A 17,210-nucleotide genomic window follows, 5' to 3' on the forward strand; every position below is an offset into this window, starting at 1 on the left:
CAGAGGGCGGCAGGTCGCCTCGGGCGATACGTCAGTCCTGGGCGACCAGTGCCAGGGCGTCGTTCAGGGTCTTGCTGGGACGCATGACGGCACGCGTCCGCTCGGGGTCTGCATGGTAGTACCCCCCGATGTCCACCGGGTGCCCCTGCACGCCGTTCAGCTCTTCGAGAATGATCGCCTCGTTGGCCGTCAACGTCTCGGCCAGGCGTGTGAAGAGTTTCTTGAGTTCGGCATCCTCGTCCTGGGCAGCCAGGGCCTGGGCCCAATAGAGAGCGAGGTAGAAGTGGCTGCCGCGGTTGTCCAGCTCTCCCGCCTTGCGGGAGGGCGACTTGTTGTGCTCCAGGAACTCGCCGGTGGCCTTGTCCAGCGCCTCGGCCAGCAGGGTCGCGCGGGGGTTGTCGAACTGCTTGGCGAGATGCTCCAGGGAGGCCCCCATGGCGAGGAACTCGCCGAGGCTGTCCCAGCGCAGGTGGTTTTCCTCGAGGAGCTGCTGCACGTGCTTGGGCGCCGAGCCGCCGGCCCCGGTCTCGAACATGCCGCCACCGGCCATCAGCGGCACGATGGAGAGCATCTTGGCGCTGGTGCCCAGCTCCAGGATCGGAAACAGGTCGGTGAGGTAGTCGCGCAGGATGTTGCCGGTCACCGAGATGGTGTCGAGGCCGCGAACGACGCGCTCGAGGGTGTAGCGCATGGCCCGGACCTGGGACATGATCTGGATGTCGAGCCCGTCGGTGTCGTGCTCCTTGAGGTAGGTCCTGACCTTCTTGATCAGTTCATTTTCGTGCGGGCGGTAGGGGTCGAGCCAGAACACGGCCGGCATGCCGGAGTCGCGGCAGCGCTCTACCGCCAGCTTCACCCAGTCGCGGATCGGCGCATCCTTGACCTGGCACATCCGCCAAATATCGCCTTCCTCGACGGTCTGGGAGAGCAGCACCTCGCCGGTTTCCAGGTCGGTGATGTTGGCGACACCGTCCTCCGGGGCCTCGAAGGTCTTGTCGTGGGAGCCATACTCCTCGGCCTTCTGGGCCATCAGGCCGACGTTGGGTACGGTGCCCATGGTGGCGGGGTCGAAGGCGCCATTCCATTTGCAGAAATTGATCATCTCCTGGTAGATGCGCGCGAAGGTCGATTCCGGCATTACCGCCTTGACGTCCTTGAGGCGGCCGTCGGCACCGTACATCTTGCCGCCGGCACGAATCATGGCGGGCATCGAGGCGTCCACGATCACATCGCTGGGCGAGTGGAAGTTGGTGATGCCGCGCGCCGAGTCCACCATGGCCAGTTCCGGCCGCTGGTCGTGGCAGGCGTGCAGGTCGCGGATGACCTCCTCGCGCTGGGTCTCGGGCAGGGTGTCGATCTTTTCGTACAGGTTCGCCATGCCGTTGTTGACATCGACCCCCAGCTCATCGAACAGCGCGCCGTGCTTCTCGAAGGCATCCTTGTAGAAGATCTTCACGCAGTGGCCGAACACGATGGGGTGCGAGACCTTCATCATCGTCGCCTTGACGTGCAGGGAGAACATCACGCCGGTCTTGCGCGCATCCTCGATTTCCCGCTCGTAGAACTCGAGCAGCGCCTTCTTGCTCATGAACATGCTGTCGATTATCTCGCTTTGCTGCAGCGAGATCTCGGGCTTGAGCACGTGTGTCTGGCCGCTCTTGGTGATCAGCTCCATCTTCACCTTGCGGGGGTGATCCAGGGTCATCGACTTCTCGCCGTGGTAGAAGTCGCCGCCGTGCATGTGGGAGACGTGGCTGCGCGAGGCCTGGCTCCACTCCCCCATGTGATGCGGGTACTTGCGGGCGTATGCCTTGACGGCCTTGGGCGCACGGCGGTCGGAGTTCCCCTCACGCAGCACCGGGTTGACGGCGCTCCCCTTGACCTTGTTGTAGCGCGCCTGGATGTCTTTCTCTTCGTCGCTCTTCGGCTCGTACGGGTAGTCCGGCAGGGGATAGCCCTGTCCCTGCAGCTCCTTGATGGCCTCATGAAGCTGGGGCATGGACGCGCTGATGTTGGGCAGCTTGATGATGTTGGCTTCCGGCGTCTTGGCCAGGGCGCCCAGTTCGGCCAGGTGATCCTCGACATGCTGGCCTTCTGCCAGATAGTCGGGAAACAGCGAGAGAATCCGTGCTGCCAGGGAGATGTCGCGAGTTTCCACGTCGATACCGGCAGCGTCGGTGAAGGCGTCGATGATCGGTAGCAGCGAGTGGGTCGCCAGCGCAGGCGCTTCGTCGGTAAAGGTATAGATAATCTTCGGCGTGTGGGGCATGGGGCGTGGATCTCCCTGGTCACTGCGGTGGCATGGAATGGGGGTGCCATGCGCGGGCGCCCCTGCGGAGTTGGACATGCCTACCAAGATTGTCGACAAGTGTCCCGCGCAGCTTACCCCCGCTGGGGGGGAGTGGTACACTCCTGGCTCCACTCAATAGACCAAAAGGGGAGTTCGCCATGGGGTTCAACAAGATCGTCGTTCCTGAGAGTGGCCAGAAGATCACCGTTAACGCCGACAACACCCTGAACGTGCCGAACAATCCGGTCATCCCGTACATCGAGGGTGACGGCATCGGTATCGACGTGACACCGGCGATGATGATCGCCATCGATGCCGCCGTGCAGAAGGCCTATAACGGCGAGCGCAAGATCCACTGGATGGAAGTCTACGCCGGCGAAAAGGCCACCCAGATCTATGACGCCGACACCTGGCTGCCGGAAGAAACCCTGGAGGCGGTCAAGGATTACGTCGTTTCCATCAAGGGACCGCTGACCACGCCGGTGGGCGGTGGTATTCGCTCCCTGAACGTCGCCCTGCGTCAGAAACTCGATCTCTATGTCTGCCTGCGTCCGGTTCGCTGGTTCGAGGGCGTGCCGAGCCCGGTCAAGAAGCCGGCCGATGTGGACATGGTCATCTTCCGTGAGAACTCCGAGGACATCTACGCCGGCATCGAGTGGAAGGCCGGCACCCCGGAGGCCGACAAGGTCATCAAGTTCCTGCGCGAGGAGATGGGTGTCCAGAACATCCGCTTCCCCGAGAACTGCGGCATTGGCGTCAAGCCGGTCTCCATCGAGGGCACCAAGCGTCTGGTGCGCCAGGCCCTGCAGTACACCATCGACAACGACCGTGAGTCGCTGACCCTGGTGCATAAGGGCAATATCATGAAGTTCACCGAGGGGTCCTTCAAGGATTGGGGGTATGAACTCGCCAAGGAGGAGTTCGGTGCCGAGCTGCTCGACGGCGGTCCCTGGATGACCATGAAGAACCCCAACAATGGCAAGGAAATCGTCATCAAGGACGTCATCGCCGACGCCATGCTGCAGCAGATCCTGCTGCGTCCGGCCGAGTACGACGTCATCGCTACCCTGAACCTCAACGGCGATTACCTCTCCGACGCGCTGGCGGCGGAAGTGGGCGGCATCGGCATCGCCCCGGGCGCCAACCTCTCCGACGCCATAGGCATGTTCGAAGCTACCCACGGCACGGCGCCGAAGTACGCCGGCCAGGACAAGGTCAACCCGGGCTCGCTGATCCTCTCCGCGGAGATGATGCTGCGCCACATGGGTTGGGTCGAGGCAGCCGACCTGGTGCTCAAGGGCATGGAGAAGGCCATCGCCAAGGGCGAGGTCACCTATGACTTCCATCGCCTGATGGACGATGCCAAGCTTCTCAAGTGCTCCGAGTTCGGTCAGGCCGTCGCCGACAACATGTAAGTCGCGATGCTGGACGCGGGGCCCTCGTCCGCCACCCGGCGGACGGGGGCCTTTTGCGTTGCGGTTTCCGGGTATCTAATAGAGACGGTGAACCCTGCCGGCGTGCTGGCGTCCAATCAAGGTTGAGATGATCGGCGGCATCCGGCTTGTCGAGATGGATAGTGGCCCTTATGTTCAGTAGAGACGATGAATTGGAGCGGCAAGCGGCCATGGTGTCCCCGCTAGGGGGCATGACCCGGCCGCCGGGCCCCGAGGAAGATGACGACAACCTGGCGGTGCAGCATGCCGACCCGGAAGTGGCGCGTCCTCCCATGTTCAAGGTGGTGCTGCACAACGATGACTTCACTCCCATGGAGTTCGTGGTCGAGGTGCTGCAGACCTTCTTCTACATGGATAGCGAGACCGCGGTACAGGTGATGCTGACCGTTCACACCCGGGGTAAGGCCACCTGTGGTGTTTTTACCCGCGATATTGCTGAAACCAAAAGCCATCAAGTCAATCAATATGCAAGAGAGTGTCAGCATCCGCTGCTGTGCGATATCGAGGCGGCGGACTGAGCGGCATGGTCTAAGAGGGACAGCGACGGTCCTGCGTTGAAGGGAGACTTGCAACGGCGCCGTTTGTACCCGATGTTGATGATGCCGGACCATGAATGATCCGACGCAAAGCCCTGGGCGGCGAGAAGGGGACTGCCATGCTGAGTAAAGAACTTGAACTGACCCTGAACACGGCCTTTACCGTGGCCCGCTCCAAGCGCCACGAGTTCATGACCGTGGAGCACCTGCTGCTGGCGCTGCTCGACAATGCTTCTGCGGCAGATGTGCTACGTGCCTGCGGGGCCAACCTCGACAAGCTGCGGTCCGACCTGCAGGATTTCATCAATTCCACGACGCCGCTGATCCCCGAGGACCAGTCGGATCGAGAAACACAGCCGACCCTGGGTTTCCAGCGAGTGCTCCAGCGTGCCGTCTTCCATGTCCAGTCCTCGGGCAAGAGCGAAGTCACCGGTGCCAATGTCCTGGTGGCGATCTTCTCCGAGCAGGAGAGCCAGGCGGTCTACTTCCTCAAGCAGCAGAACGTGGCAAGGGTCGATGCCGTCAACTACATCGCTCACGGCATCTCCAAGGTGGCCGGTCATGGGCAGAGCCAGTCGTCCCCTTCGCCGGAGGCCGAGGAGGCCGAGGAGGGCAGTGCCGAGACCAGCTCCAACCCGCTCACCAGCTATGCCACCAACCTCAATGAGCAGGCGCGGCTGGGCAAGATCGATCCGCTGATTGGCCGCGATCATGAACTCGAGCGTGTGGTGCAGATCCTGGCCCGTCGGCGCAAGAACAATCCGCTGTTGGTCGGCGAGGCCGGTGTTGGCAAGACCGCCATCGCCGAGGGGTTGGCCAAGCGCATCGTCGAGGAGGACGTGCCCGAGGTCATCAGCGATGCGGTGGTCTACTCTCTGGATATGGGCGCCCTGCTGGCCGGTACCAAGTACCGCGGCGACTTCGAGAAGCGCCTCAAGAACCTGTTGGCCGAGCTGCGCAAGCAGACCAATGCCATCCTGTTCATTGACGAGGTTCATACCGTGATTGGTGCCGGCGCGGCTTCCGGCGGTGTGATGGACGCCTCCAACCTGCTCAAGCCGCTGCTCTCATCCGGTGAACTGCGCTGCATCGGCTCCACTACCTTCCAGGAGTATCGCGGCATCTTCGAGAAGGATCGAGCCCTGGCGCGCCGCTTCCAGAAAGTCGACGTCATGGCGCCCTCGGTGGACGACACGACCCGCATCCTCAAGGGGCTGCGCTCGCGCTTCGAGGAGCACCATCAACTCAAGTACACCGACGCAGCCCTGGAGAGTGCGGCCCGGCTGTCGGATCGCTATATCAACGATCGTCACCTGCCCGACAAGGCCATCGACGTGATCGACGAGGCTGGCGCCCATCAGCGGCTGCTGCCGCCGGAGGTGCGCGTCGATACCATCGACGTCGACCAGGTCGAGGCGGTGGTGGCCTCAATCGCACGGATTCCGCCGAAGAGTGTCTCCAGCTCCGACCGCAAGCTGCTGGCCAACATCGATCGCGACCTCAAGATGCTGGTGTTCGGGCAGGACGAGGCCATCGACAGTCTTGCCGCGGCGATCAAGCTGTCGCGAGCGGGGCTCAAGTCGCCGGACAAACCGGTGGGTAGCTTCCTGTTCGCCGGCCCGACCGGGGTGGGCAAGACCGAGGTGGCCAGGCAGTTGTCCCATATCATGGGTATCGAGCTGGTGCGTTTCGACATGTCGGAGTACATGGAACGCCACACCGTGTCGCGGCTGATCGGTGCGCCCCCCGGCTACGTCGGCTATGACCAGGGTGGCCTGTTGACCGAGGCGATCACCAAGCAACCGCATTGCGTGCTGCTGCTCGACGAGATCGAGAAGGCGCATCCCGAGGTCTTCAATCTCCTGCTGCAGGTCATGGATCATGGCCGCCTGACTGACAACAATGGCCGCGAGGCGGATTTCCGTCACGTGATCCTTATCATGACCTCCAACGCCGGGGTCGAGCAGGCCACGCGGCGCTCCATCGGTTTCCAGACCCAGGACCATTCCACGGACGCCATGGAGGTGATACGCAAGACCTTCTCGCCGGAGTTTCGCAACCGCCTGGACGGCATCATCCAGTTCCATGCCCTGCCCACCTCGGTGGTGCGCAACGTGGTGGACAAGTTCCTGGTCGAGCTGCAGGCGCAGCTCGACGAGAAGCGAGTCCAGCTCGACGTGGACGAGGCCGCTCGGGATTGGCTGGCGGAGATGGGCTACGACCCGGATATGGGGGCGCGGCCGATGGCCCGCCTCATCCAGGAGAAGCTCAAGAAGCCGTTGGCCGAGCTGATCCTGTTCGGCGAACTGGCCGAACACGGCGGGGTGGTGCACGTCAGCGTGGAAGAGGGCGAGCTCCAGCTCTCCACGGAGTCGGAACTGGCCGACGCGCCCTGAGAGGGGTGAAGCGCGAAAGGTTCAGGTGGCCACCATCACACAGCGCCCTGTCTACGGACGGGGCGTTGTTCGTTCAGGCCTGATATCGGGGGGATGCTGCCGACGCTCGAGCTGAGTATCGGGCGCTGCGGCGAGCCCAGCCGGTGCTCAGCGAGCGCGGTAGACGATGCGGCCCTTGGACAGGTCGTAAGGGGTCAGTTCGACCTTGACCTTGTCGCCGGTGAGGATGCGGATATAGTGCTTGCGCATCTTGCCCGAGATATGGGCTGTAACCACGTGGCCGTTCTCAAGTTCGACGCGGAACATGGTGTTGGGAAGGGTATCGACGACGACGCCTTCCATTTCGATATGGTCTTCACGTGCCATATAGGCGATTCCTCGCTGATGATGACGAAACAGTGCGGCACGGTCTTTCGGCTTCGCCGCTCGTGCCCACAAGATAGCGCGATATTGTGCCGCATGCCGCTCGTCAAGGCAAAGGAAGCCGCTCACTGAACCCCTTATAGAGCAATCATGCGTCGCCAATGGCGGCCGTCGAGCATTTCCAGGGGCTGGAAGGACTGCTTGTAGTTCATCTTGCGGCACTCGCGAATCCAGTAGCCCAAATAGACATGAGGCAGCCCCTCGTCCAGAGCCCGCTGGATCAGCGAAAGTACGGCGAAGGTGCCCAGTGAGCGCCGGTCCATTTCCGGCGCCGGGTCGAAGAAGGTATAGATGGCCGAGAGGCCGTGCTCGAGCTGGTCGAAGGCAGAGACGGCCAACAGGCGGCCGTCGAGCCGGAATTCCAGCAGCCGGGCGTAGGCTTGATCGAGGGTCAGGAAGGTACGGTACTGTTCGTGACTCGGCGGGTACATGTCACCATCGGCGTGACGGGTACGGACATAGTGGGCATAGAGCGCATAATGCTCGGCATCGAAGAGGGCAGGCCGCACGTGCAGCGTCAGATCGGCATTGCGGTGGATCAGCTTGCGCTGGGTGCGACCTGGCGAGAATTCTGCCACCGGGATTCGCACCGAGATGCAGGCGTTGCAGGCATCGCAGTGGGGACGATAGAGGTGACGGCCGCTGCGACGAAAGCCGAGCAGGGCCAAGGCGTCATAGACCCCTGGACCAGGTGACTCCTGGGGATCGAGGAACAGGGTGGTTGCCTCGCGGCCTTCCAGGTAGCTACAGGCATGGGGCACGGTCAGGAAGAAGCGAAGGTCCCTGACCGGCTGCCGGGGGGCATTGCTGCTCAAGGCTGCCATCTCCTCTGAATCGGTGACCCGGTCATGCAATGGTGTCGATTGCTTCGAAGGACCAGGTCGGTGCCAGCACGTCGTTATCCGCTTTCCTGTGATCACTGCCGGCATGGCCCAGCCACTGTTCAAGATAGCCGATGAACTCGCTCCGGGCGATGTCCCGGGCTCCCAGGCTGGCCAGGTGCCCGGTATGCATCTGGCAGTCGATCAGCCGACCTCCGCCGGCGGCCATCGCCCGGGCAAGCTGCACAAGTGCTACCTTCGAGGCATCCGCCTGCCGCGAGAACATCGACTCGCCGAAGAACACCGGGCCCATGGCCACTCCATACAGGCCGCCCACCAGCTCGCCGGCTTGCCACACTTCCAGTGAGCGGGCCGCGCCAAGACGGTGCAAGTGTACATAGGCTTCACGCATCTCGTCGGTGATCCAGGTCCCGGGTTGACCGTCGCGTGGCGCCGCGCATTCCGTCACTACTTGTTCGAAGGCGGTGTCGGCGGTGACCCGGAAGCCAGCGTTGCGCAGCCGCTTGGCGAGGCTGCGCCGCACCCGAATCTCTTCCGGAAACAGCACCATGCGCGGGTCCGGACTCCACCACAGAATCGGCTGGTCATCGCTGAACCAGGGAAAGATGCCGCGGCGATAGGCGGCGAGCAGCCATTCCGGCGTGAGGGCCCCGCCGGCGGCCAGCAGGCCGTCGGGATCACGCAGGGCAGATGCGACGGGCGGAAAGCCCACAGACCGGTCGGATAGCCAGGGGAGCATGGTTAGCGTCTTCCTCGTTGACGACCCGACCAGTCTGCCGCGAGGCAGGTTGGGGCTCAAGGCATGCGGGCCCCTGTGATGGCGAGCACTTGCTCGGTATGATTGAGCGCAATGAAATCCGGAAGACGCCATGTTGGCGCAAGGGGGATGGCCGCTTGAGTGTCAAGAAGAGGACCACGTCACGTCGGGTGACGGCGGCGAATGCCAGGGAGACGGCGAAGCGCTTCGGGCTGCGGCTGCAGGGATCGGCCCGGGAAGGGGTAGTGATTCTGCTGCTGGCCGCCTGTGTGTTCCTGCTATTGGCGCTCTACAGCTTCCATGGGCAGGACCCGGGCTGGTCGCGCAGCGGCCCCGAAACCGAGGTCGCCAACTGGATGGGGCCTATCGGAGCCTGGCTTGCCGATGTGCTCTACTCGCTGTTCGGCGTCAGCGCCTTGTGGTGGCCCGGCATGCTGGGGTTTGCCGCCTGGTGGCTGATTCGCTCGCGTCAGGTGCGTTTCGAGTGGGATGCCACTGCCCTGGCGGTGCGCTGCGGGGGTCTAGTGTTGCTGCTGCTGGGTTCCACCTCCCTGGGGGCGCTGCACTTCTACCGCCCTGATGGCCCCTTGCCCTATTCCACAGGCGGCATCCTCGGCGAGGGGCTTGTCGGGGCCTTGTTACCCCTGGTGGGCACGGGGGGTACCGGCCTGCTGTCCGTGGCCGCCATGCTCTGTGGCTTTCCCCTTTTCACCGGGCTCTCCTGGCTGACGGTGATGGATGAGTTGGGCCACCGTAGCCTGTTGCTATGGCGCTGGGTGGCCGACCGTTTCGGCCTGGTGCGCGAACGACGTGCCGAGCGGCGTGACCAGGCCCGGGAGAGTAACGCGTCATCGGTCTCCCAGTCAGATGCGTGGGAAGCTGATGACGCCTCGCCTGAGGCTTCTCCCGATGCCAATCCTCGCCCGCGCTGGTGGCAGCGTTCAGGAGGTAGCCGTCGTCGCGCGGCCGAACCGGTGCTGGCCGCCGACGGGGTCTCGCGCCGTGAACCCGGTTTCGGTAACGATGGCGAGACCGATATTCCCTGGGAAGTGCCCGAACGCACGCCCTCGGCCAAGAAGCCCGAGGCGGCCTACACCGCCCAGGCCTCGCGTGAGGCCGTGGAACCGCGGATAACCCTCACAGCGCAGGGGGGGCAGCGCATTTCCGCGCCTTCGCCCCGCGCCGAGGCGATGCCTGCCGACGCCACGATGCCTCAGAGTTCGCGTGAGACGACGCCGGACCCCGATGCCACCGATGCTCCCCCCGCGCCTGACAAGCCACCGCGTACCCGCGGAGATGACACCGACGAGGGAGGGGCGCGCCGTGTCCCGGAAACCGTGCCTGAGCCGGTGTTGCCCGATGATGACGAGGTGATGCCCGCCTGGCAGGGCGCTGCACTGAGAGCCCAGCGTGACGAGGAGAGCCCCGATGGGCCTGCAGAGACGTCTCCCGGCAGCGACCATACCGCTGACGAGGGCGAGCAGGCCGATGCGCCGCCAGCCCGCTCTTCATCGGAGACCTCGCCGGCGACCTCATCGGGGGCGTTCGACGACGACAAGGATGATGGAGGGGACGCGATCGACCAGCGGGGTTCGGGGGTTGCTCCGTCGGAGCCCTCATCGGAAACAGCGCCGCAGGTGGCAACCGCTGAGCAGGGGCGCGAGGCTGCCGACGCACCCGAGGGCCCAGCGCTGTGGACCGTGGAGCACCTGCAGAGCCAGCGCCCGGTGCTCGACGGATTGCCGGAGCCCGATGGTGACCTGCCCAGCCTGCGTCTGCTAACGCCGCCACAGCCCCAGCAGCGCAACTACTCCGAGGAGCAGCTGGCCGATATGGCCGAACTGCTGGAGACGCGTCTGCGCGAGTACGGGGTCAAGGCCGAAGTGGTCGAGACCTGGCCCGGCCCGGTGATCACCCGCTTCGAGATCAAGCCGGCGGCCGGCGTGAAGGTTTCCAAGATCAGCAACCTGGCCAAGGATCTGGCGCGTTCGCTGATGGTCAAGAGCGTGCGGGTGGTCGAGGTGATCCCCGGCCGACCGACCGTGGGTATCGAGATTCCCAATCCACACCGGGCGATGATTCGCCTGCGCGAGGTGATCGACTCCGATCGCTACCAACAGGAGGCCTCGGCGCTGACCCTGGCCTTGGGTCAGGACATCGGCGGCGGCCCGGTGGTCGCCAATCTCGGCAAGATGCCCCACCTGCTGGTGGCCGGCACCACTGGCTCCGGGAAATCGGTTGGCGTCAATGGCATGTTGATCTCCATGCTGCTCAAGGCGACACCCAACGAGCTGCGCATGATCATGGTCGATCCCAAGATGCTGGAGTTGTCCGTCTACGACGGCATCCCGCACTTGCTGGCGCCGGTGGTCACCGACATGAAGGAGGCCGCCAATGCACTGCGCTGGTGCGTGGCCGAGATGGAGCGTCGTTACAAGCTGATGGCGGCCATGGGCGTGCGCAACATCGCCGGCTTCAACGGCAAGCTCGACGAGGCCGAACGGGCCGGTGCCCAGGTGGCCGACCCGCTCTGGGAGCCCCAGCCCTGGGAGATGCACCAGTCACCCCCTGTGCTCGAGAAGCTGCCCTACATTGTGGTGGTGATCGATGAGTTCGCCGACATGTTCATGATTGTCGGCAAGAAGGTTGAGGAGCTGATCGCGCGGCTGGCTCAGAAGGCTCGGGCCGCCGGTATCCATCTGATACTCGCCACTCAGCGTCCCTCCGTGGACGTGGTCACCGGCCTGATCAAGGCCAACATCCCCACCCGCATGGCCTTCCAGGTCTCCTCCAGGGTCGACTCGCGCACCATCCTCGACCAGGGAGGCGCCGAGAACCTGCTGGGCCACGGCGATATGCTCTACCTACCCGCGGGTTCCGGCATGCCCACCCGCGTCCACGGGGCTTTCGTCGACGACGACGAGGTACACCGGGTGGTCGAGGACTGGAAGCGGCGCGGCGAGCCTGAGTATATCGACGAGATTCTCTCCGGCGGCGTCTCCGCCGAGGCACTGGTCGGCCTGGAGGCCGAAGGCGGCGGTGATGACGGCGCCGAGCAGGACGCCCTCTACGATGAGGCGGTGGCCTTCGTCACCGAAAGTCGTCGGGCCTCCATCTCGGCGGTGCAACGCCGCTTCAAGATCGGTTACAACCGGGCCGCGCGACTGGTCGAGTCCATGGAGGTGGCCGGGGTTGTTTCCACCATGGGTACCAACGGCGCGCGTGAGGTACTGGCCCCGCCTCCGGTGGGCGACTGACGCGCTGCAACCTTGCAGCAATGATGGAAGCCCCCGCGGAGATGCAACACGCCGGGGCGCACCGGGTCTGAGTAACATCAAGCCATGATGGATCCGTCCAGGGAGATAGAGACGATGACAGTGAAGAAGATTCTCGCCACGCTGACCATGACCCTCGCCATGCCGATCTCGGCGCTGGCCAGCGAGGGGGCCGAGCGCCTGGCGGATATTCTCGAGCCGCTCGAGACCTACGTGGCTGACTTCGAGCAGCAGATCCTCGATGGCAGCGGCCAGCGCCTGCAGGAGGCCCGCGGCCGCATGTGGCTGTCGCGTCCCGGCAAGTTCCGCTGGGAAGTGGATGCTCCCTACGAGCAACTGGTGGTCTCCGCGGGCGAGGAGGTCACCCTCTACGACCCGGACCTGGAGCAGGCCACGGTACAGGCGCTGGACCAGCGGGTGACCCATACCCCGGCCCTGCTGCTGTCCGGCAGTGCCGACGAGCTGACCGGAAGCTACGACGTCACCCGTGTGCAGCAGGGCAGCAGCGAGACCTTCACCCTGGTACCCAAGGATCCCGATACCCTGTTCGAGGAGTTGCAGATGACCTTTCGCGGCGAAGTGCTGAACCTGCTGCAGATGACCGACAGTACCGGCCAGCGCACCGCCATCGAATTCGACAATGTGCGCATGAACGAGCCGCTGGACGACCGTCATTTTGTCTTCGAGATTCCCGACGGTACCGACGTGATTCGCGACACGCACTAAGGCCTTCGGCCAGCTTCAAGATACAAGGAGCAAGTGACAAGGAACCCCTCCCCCTTCGCTTGCTCCTTTTGGTTTCAAGAGTATCCAGCTCGCCCCTCGCCCCTTGGCGCTACGCGCCGCCATCCGCCTCTTTGTCTAGCTGCTCCCGCCAGGTCATGAGCTGGCCGTAGCGCTTCTCCTGGCCGTATTCCGTGGGCGTGTAGAAGTGCTGTTGGGGAACGGCGGTCGGCCAGCAGTCATGGGCGCTGCCGGCGGGATAGCCATGGGGCTCGTTGTGTGCATAGCGGTAGCCCTGGCCATGTCCCAGGGATTCCATCAGCTTGGTCGGCGCGTTGCGCAGATAGCTTGGCACCTCTAACTGAGGCTGCTCCACCACGAAGGCCTTGGCCTGCTTCCAGGCCTGGTCGATGGCATTGCTCTTGGGCGCCACGGCGAGATGGATGGCGGCGTGGGCGATGGCGCGCTGACCCTCGTAATCACCCAGGCGCAGATACGCGTCCCAGGCGGCCATCACCAGAGGCAGGGCGCGCGGGTCGGCGTTGCCCACATCTTCCGACGCGATGGCCGCGAGACGACGGATCACGTCCAGCGGGTCGCCGCCGCCCTGCAGGAAGCGGGCGATGTAGAGGAGGGCCGCGTCCGTTCGCGAGGAGCGTACCGATTTGTGGATCGCCGAAAGCAGATCGTAGAAGTGGTCGCCATGCTTGTCGAAGGCGCTGGCCTGGTGGCCGAGGACGTCTTCGAGTGCCTGACGAGGCAGGCGCTCGCCGTCGCCCTCGACCACGGTGAAGTCACAGGCAGTCTCCAGCAGGCCCAGGGCGCGGCGGGCATCGCCGGCGGCGGCTCGAGCCAGCAGCGCCAGTACTCCGTCGTCCACTTGGATGTGCCGCGTGCCCAGGCCGCGCGCCTCGTCGCTCAGAGCCCGTTGCATTACCACCACGAGTTCCTCCTCGGAGAGCGATTTCAGTACATGCACTCGCGCACGGGAGAGCAGCGCCGAGTTGACCTCGAAAGAGGGGTTTTCCGTCGTGGCGCCGATCAGTGTCAGAAGCCCCGACTCCACATGGGGCAGCAGGGCGTCCTGCTGGCTCTTGTTGAGGCGGTGGATCTCGTCGAGGAACAGTAGGGTGGGACGTTCGCGGGTCTGCCTGTCGCGGGCCCGATCGACAGCGGCACGGATTTCCTTGACACCGGCCATCACCGCCGAGAGGTGTTCCAGGTGCGCGCCTGACACCTCGGCGAGGATCTCGGCCAGGGTTGTCTTGCCGGTTCCCGGAGGCCCCCAGAGGATCATCGAGCGCACCACGCCGCTTTCGGCCATCCGCGCCAGCGGCTTGCCAGGGCCGACAAGCGCCTGTTGCCCCAAATAGTCTGCGAGCCGGCGCGGACGCATGCGAAAGGCGAGCGGGGCGGAATCATCGGGCGTGTTGCGCTGGAAGAGATCCATTTCTGACTCCTTGGCTCACGCCTGGTAGGGTGGATTTGTCGCAGGCAATAGGACCTTGGGTGACAGGCGGAATTCCTTTTGAGGGGCTAGCCTGAGTCAGACTCGCCTTGCTCGAAGCGTCACGCCTCGCTGAACTCCACTTGCCGCGACGAATCTAATAGGGCAGCCTTCTGCGGAACAATCGCAACAGAAGAGGAGACTTCCGTCATGCCCATGCTGAAGCAGTTGCGCCAGGATCATGCCAACATGGCGCGCATGTTGCACGTCCTGCAGCTCAAGCAGAAGTCCTTGGCTGCCGGCGAGCGTCCCAACTTCCAGCTGGTCCGGGAAGTCGTCGACTATATCCTCGACTACCAGGAAGGCTTCACGCAGCCGCTCGAGAAGGTCTGCACTGAACGCCTCAAGGAGTTGGATCCCTCTAGTGTCGAGGTCACGGAGCGCCTGTCCAAGGATTATCGCGCGCTGCAGTCGCGGCTCAAGCAGCTGTCCAACGACCTCGACATGATCCTGATGGATGCCGTGGTGCCGATGGACCGTTTTGCCGAGGACCTCAAGGCCTATCTCGAAGCCCACCGGGCCTATCTGCGAGACGAGCGTGAGCTGCTGTTCCCGTTGATCCGTGAAAACTTCAACGATCAGGACTTGGAGGCTCTCGCCGCAGCGCTGCCCGAGGGAGCCCAGGCCCAGCTGGAGCGGCTGCAGGAGGCTTACCCCGAGCTCTATGCCGAACTGCGTGATGCCCCCGAGCCGATGACCTGATAGCAGCACCTTCGGTATCAGGATGGCGTTTCGGCTCGGCCCCGAGTCTGGGGTAGAATGGCCTGCATTCTAAGCGGCTAATCCTTCGTCATGTGCCTTCTGTTCCCCTTTTCCATCCGATCGACCTGCCCACGCCACCAGTCCCTGCGGTGCCGGGTGAGAGGCTGATGGCGGGTCCGATCCTGGTCTTCGATTCCGGTGTCGGTGGCCTGTCGGTGGTCCAAGCGCTGCGTCGGCGTCTTCCCGAAGCCGCTCTGGTCTATGCCTGTGATAACGCCATGTTGCCCTATGGCCGGCGCCAGGATGCCTGGCTGGTGGGGCGAATCCGAGCCGTCTGCGAGGCCGCCGTTGCGGCCAGCGGTTGCAGCGTCCTGGTGGTGGCCTGCAATACCGCCAGCACCCTGGCGCTGGATGTTCTGCGCGAGTGCCTGGCGATTCCCGTGGTCGGTACCGTGCCGGCCATCAAGCCGGCGGCCCGGATGAGCCGCACCCGCCATATCGGACTGCTGGCGACCAGTGCCACCGTGTCGCGCCCCTATACCCTGCAGTTGATCGAGGATTTTGCCGCCGACTGCTGGGTGACCCGAGTCGCTGCGGATGTCCTGGTCACCGAGGCCGAGCGTCTGGTCGCCGGTGAGCGTCCCGATCAAGCGACCCTGCGCCAGGCGCTTTCGCCACTGTGGGACGATCCCGAACTGGATACCGTGGTCCTGGGTTGTACCCACTTTCCGCTGCTGGGCCCGTGGCTGACCGAGGCGGCACCGCGTCAGGTGGCCTGGATCGATTCCGGCGAAGCCATCGCTCGCCGGGTAGCCCAGTTGGTGACGGCCCCCGCCCCACGCCAGGGCAGTGAGCCGAGTTTCGTCACCGCACGCGTTGAACGCCTGGGCAGGGGGCTGGCCACCTTCGGCTTTGCCGACCCGAGGCTGCTGCATCCGGCCTGAGCCGGTCTCGCGTGTCGGCATCGCCGCTTTCTCCCTCTACCTTGCCATCTTCCATCTTCCATCTTGCCATCTTCGTTTCAGGAGCCGCCGTGGCCATCCCCGTCGTCGACCCCGCCCGCTATGACCAGCAGCTCGAAGCCAAGCGCGAGCTCATCACCCGCGACTTTGCACGCTTTGCGCCACCGACGCTCGAGGTGTTTCCCTCGCCATCGAGTCACTTTCGTCAGCGCTGCGAATTCCGCCTCTGGCACGAGGGGGATGAGCTCTTCTATGCGATGTTCGAAATGCAGGGGTCCGAAGTCGATCCCGAGGATCCGAAACGCAAGACAGTGGTTCGCCTTGACCACTACCCGGTGGCCAGCCGGCAGATCAACGAGCTCATGCCGCGCCTGCTCGATGCCATCCGCGACAACGACCTGTTGCGCCGCCGGCTGTTCCAGGTCGAGTTCCTCACCACCCTCTCCGGCGAGGCACTGGTTACCCTGATCTACCATCGCCGGCTCGACGAGGCGTGGGAGGCCGAGGCCCGAGCCCTTCAGCAGGCGCTGGGAATCATGATCATTGGCCGCGCTCGCAAGCAGCGACTGGTGCTGGCGCGTGACCATGTCTGGGAGCGCCTCGAGGTGGACGGCGAAGCGCTGGTCTACCAGCAAGTGGAGAACAGCTTCACCCAGCCCAATGCCGAGATCTGTCGCGCCATGCTGGCCTGGGCCCGGGATGTCACCCGCGGCAGCCAGAGCGGCGATCTGGTGGAGCTCTACTGCGGCAACGGCAACTTCACCGTAGCGTTGGCCGACAACTTCCGACGGGTCCTGGCCACCGAGATCTCACGTACCTCGGTGGCCAGTGCTCGAGTCAACCTGGAAGCCAACGGCATCGGCAATGCCGAGGTCGGTCGCATGTCTGCCGAGGAGTTCTCCCAGGCCTTGAAAGGTGAGAAGGGGGGGCGCCGAGTGGCTGAGATGGCCCTCGATGACTATGCCTTCTCAACGGTGCTGGTCGACCCGCCTCGGGCGGGTCTCGATGAAGAGAGCTGCCAACAACTCAGCGAGTATGCGCGTATCGTCTATATTTCATGTAATCCCGAGACCCTGGCCGACAATCTCGAGACGCTGAGCCGCACACACGACATCCGGCGTTTCGCGCTCTTCGACCAGTTTCCCTGGACGCATCACTGTGAATGTGGGGTCCTGCTAGAGCGTCGTGACGCATGCGTCACGGGCTGAGACATGAGCGGCTCGATGTCAAGCGGCGATGCGCAACCGACATGCTCCATGAGCGAAGAGGTATGTGGCTGGGGTGGGCTCGGGAAGTGACGTAAGCTGGAAGGCGATGCGGCCAGGAGGCCGCCACGTCAAGTT

The 17,210-nt window shown here is 64.1% G+C and carries 13 protein-coding genes; 8 read left to right on the forward strand and 5 right to left on the reverse strand.

Annotated features, from left to right (window positions below):
* Window positions 1-31: 31 nt before the first annotated feature.
* Window positions 32-2,269, reverse strand: coding sequence for an NADP-dependent isocitrate dehydrogenase (locus U5L98_RS06215; RefSeq protein WP_322557470.1), 2,238 nt, complete (start codon window positions 2,267-2,269; stop codon window positions 32-34).
* A 179-nt stretch (window positions 2,270-2,448) separates the two neighbouring features.
* Here U5L98_RS06215 and icd point away from each other — a divergent pair, with 179 nt between their 5' ends.
* From icd to clpA, 3 genes are all read left to right on the forward strand, one after another.
* The gene (gene icd, locus U5L98_RS06220) at window positions 2,449-3,705 is read left to right on the forward strand and encodes an NADP-dependent isocitrate dehydrogenase (protein ID WP_322557471.1); all 1,257 of its coding nucleotides are present in this window, start codon (window positions 2,449-2,451) and stop codon (window positions 3,703-3,705) included.
* 209 nt (window positions 3,706-3,914) lie between these two features.
* Window positions 3,915-4,262, forward strand: a complete 348-nt coding sequence (gene clpS, locus U5L98_RS06225) for an ATP-dependent Clp protease adapter ClpS (protein ID WP_322557472.1) — start codon at window positions 3,915-3,917, stop codon at window positions 4,260-4,262.
* A gap of 137 nt (window positions 4,263-4,399) precedes the next feature.
* Window positions 4,400-6,676 carry an ATP-dependent Clp protease ATP-binding subunit ClpA gene (gene clpA, locus U5L98_RS06230; protein WP_322557877.1) on the forward strand — a complete coding sequence of 759 codons (2,277 nt, stop codon included), beginning with the start codon at window positions 4,400-4,402 and terminating at the stop codon, window positions 6,674-6,676.
* A gap of 147 nt (window positions 6,677-6,823) precedes the next feature.
* On the opposite strand, the gene infA is transcribed toward clpA, so the two are convergent.
* The 3 genes from infA to aat form a co-directional block, all read right to left on the reverse strand.
* A complete protein-coding gene (infA, locus tag U5L98_RS06235; RefSeq protein ID WP_040185975.1) occupies window positions 6,824-7,042 on the reverse strand; it encodes a translation initiation factor IF-1 in 219 nt (72 codons plus the stop codon).
* A gap of 134 nt (window positions 7,043-7,176) precedes the next feature.
* Window positions 7,177-7,914 carry an arginyltransferase gene (locus U5L98_RS06240; RefSeq protein WP_322557473.1) on the reverse strand — a complete coding sequence of 246 codons (738 nt, stop codon included), beginning with the start codon at window positions 7,912-7,914 and terminating at the stop codon, window positions 7,177-7,179.
* Between the two features lie 31 nt (window positions 7,915-7,945).
* Complete coding sequence (gene aat / locus U5L98_RS06245) at window positions 7,946-8,680, reverse strand: leucyl/phenylalanyl-tRNA--protein transferase (protein WP_322557474.1); 735 nt, start codon at window positions 8,678-8,680, stop codon at window positions 7,946-7,948.
* A gap of 155 nt (window positions 8,681-8,835) precedes the next feature.
* Between aat and U5L98_RS06250 the strand changes: the two genes are divergently transcribed.
* Both U5L98_RS06250 and lolA read left to right on the forward strand, forming a co-directional pair.
* A complete protein-coding gene (locus U5L98_RS06250) occupies window positions 8,836-11,955 on the forward strand; it encodes a DNA translocase FtsK (protein WP_322557475.1) in 3,120 nt (1,039 codons plus the stop codon).
* A 114-nt stretch (window positions 11,956-12,069) separates the two neighbouring features.
* Window positions 12,070-12,699, forward strand: a complete 630-nt coding sequence (gene lolA, locus U5L98_RS06255; RefSeq protein ID WP_322557476.1) for an outer membrane lipoprotein chaperone LolA — start codon at window positions 12,070-12,072, stop codon at window positions 12,697-12,699.
* Between the two features lie 109 nt (window positions 12,700-12,808).
* Here the strand turns inward: lolA and U5L98_RS06260 are convergent, their stop codons facing one another.
* On the reverse strand, window positions 12,809-14,146 hold the full coding sequence (locus U5L98_RS06260; RefSeq protein WP_322557477.1) for a replication-associated recombination protein A: 1,338 nt from the start codon (window positions 14,144-14,146) through the stop codon (window positions 12,809-12,811).
* A gap of 213 nt (window positions 14,147-14,359) precedes the next feature.
* Here U5L98_RS06260 and U5L98_RS06265 point away from each other — a divergent pair, with 213 nt between their 5' ends.
* The 3 genes from U5L98_RS06265 to trmA all read left to right on the forward strand — a co-directional run bounded on the left by U5L98_RS06265 (window position 14,360) and on the right by trmA (window position 17,075).
* Window positions 14,360-14,905 (forward strand): hemerythrin domain-containing protein, encoded by a 546-nt coding sequence (locus tag U5L98_RS06265; protein ID WP_322557878.1) that lies wholly within the window; start codon window positions 14,360-14,362, stop codon window positions 14,903-14,905.
* A 167-nt stretch (window positions 14,906-15,072) separates the two neighbouring features.
* The gene (gene murI, locus U5L98_RS06270) at window positions 15,073-15,849 is read left to right on the forward strand and encodes a glutamate racemase (RefSeq protein WP_322557478.1); all 777 of its coding nucleotides are present in this window, start codon (window positions 15,073-15,075) and stop codon (window positions 15,847-15,849) included.
* A gap of 89 nt (window positions 15,850-15,938) precedes the next feature.
* Complete coding sequence (trmA, locus tag U5L98_RS06275) at window positions 15,939-17,075, forward strand: tRNA (uridine(54)-C5)-methyltransferase TrmA (protein ID WP_322557479.1); 1,137 nt, start codon at window positions 15,939-15,941, stop codon at window positions 17,073-17,075.
* Window positions 17,076-17,210: the final 135 nt, after the last annotated feature.

It is taken from the genome of Halomonas sp., from assembly GCF_034520545.1.
Taxonomy (GTDB): Bacteria; Pseudomonadota; Gammaproteobacteria; order Pseudomonadales; family Halomonadaceae; genus Halomonas.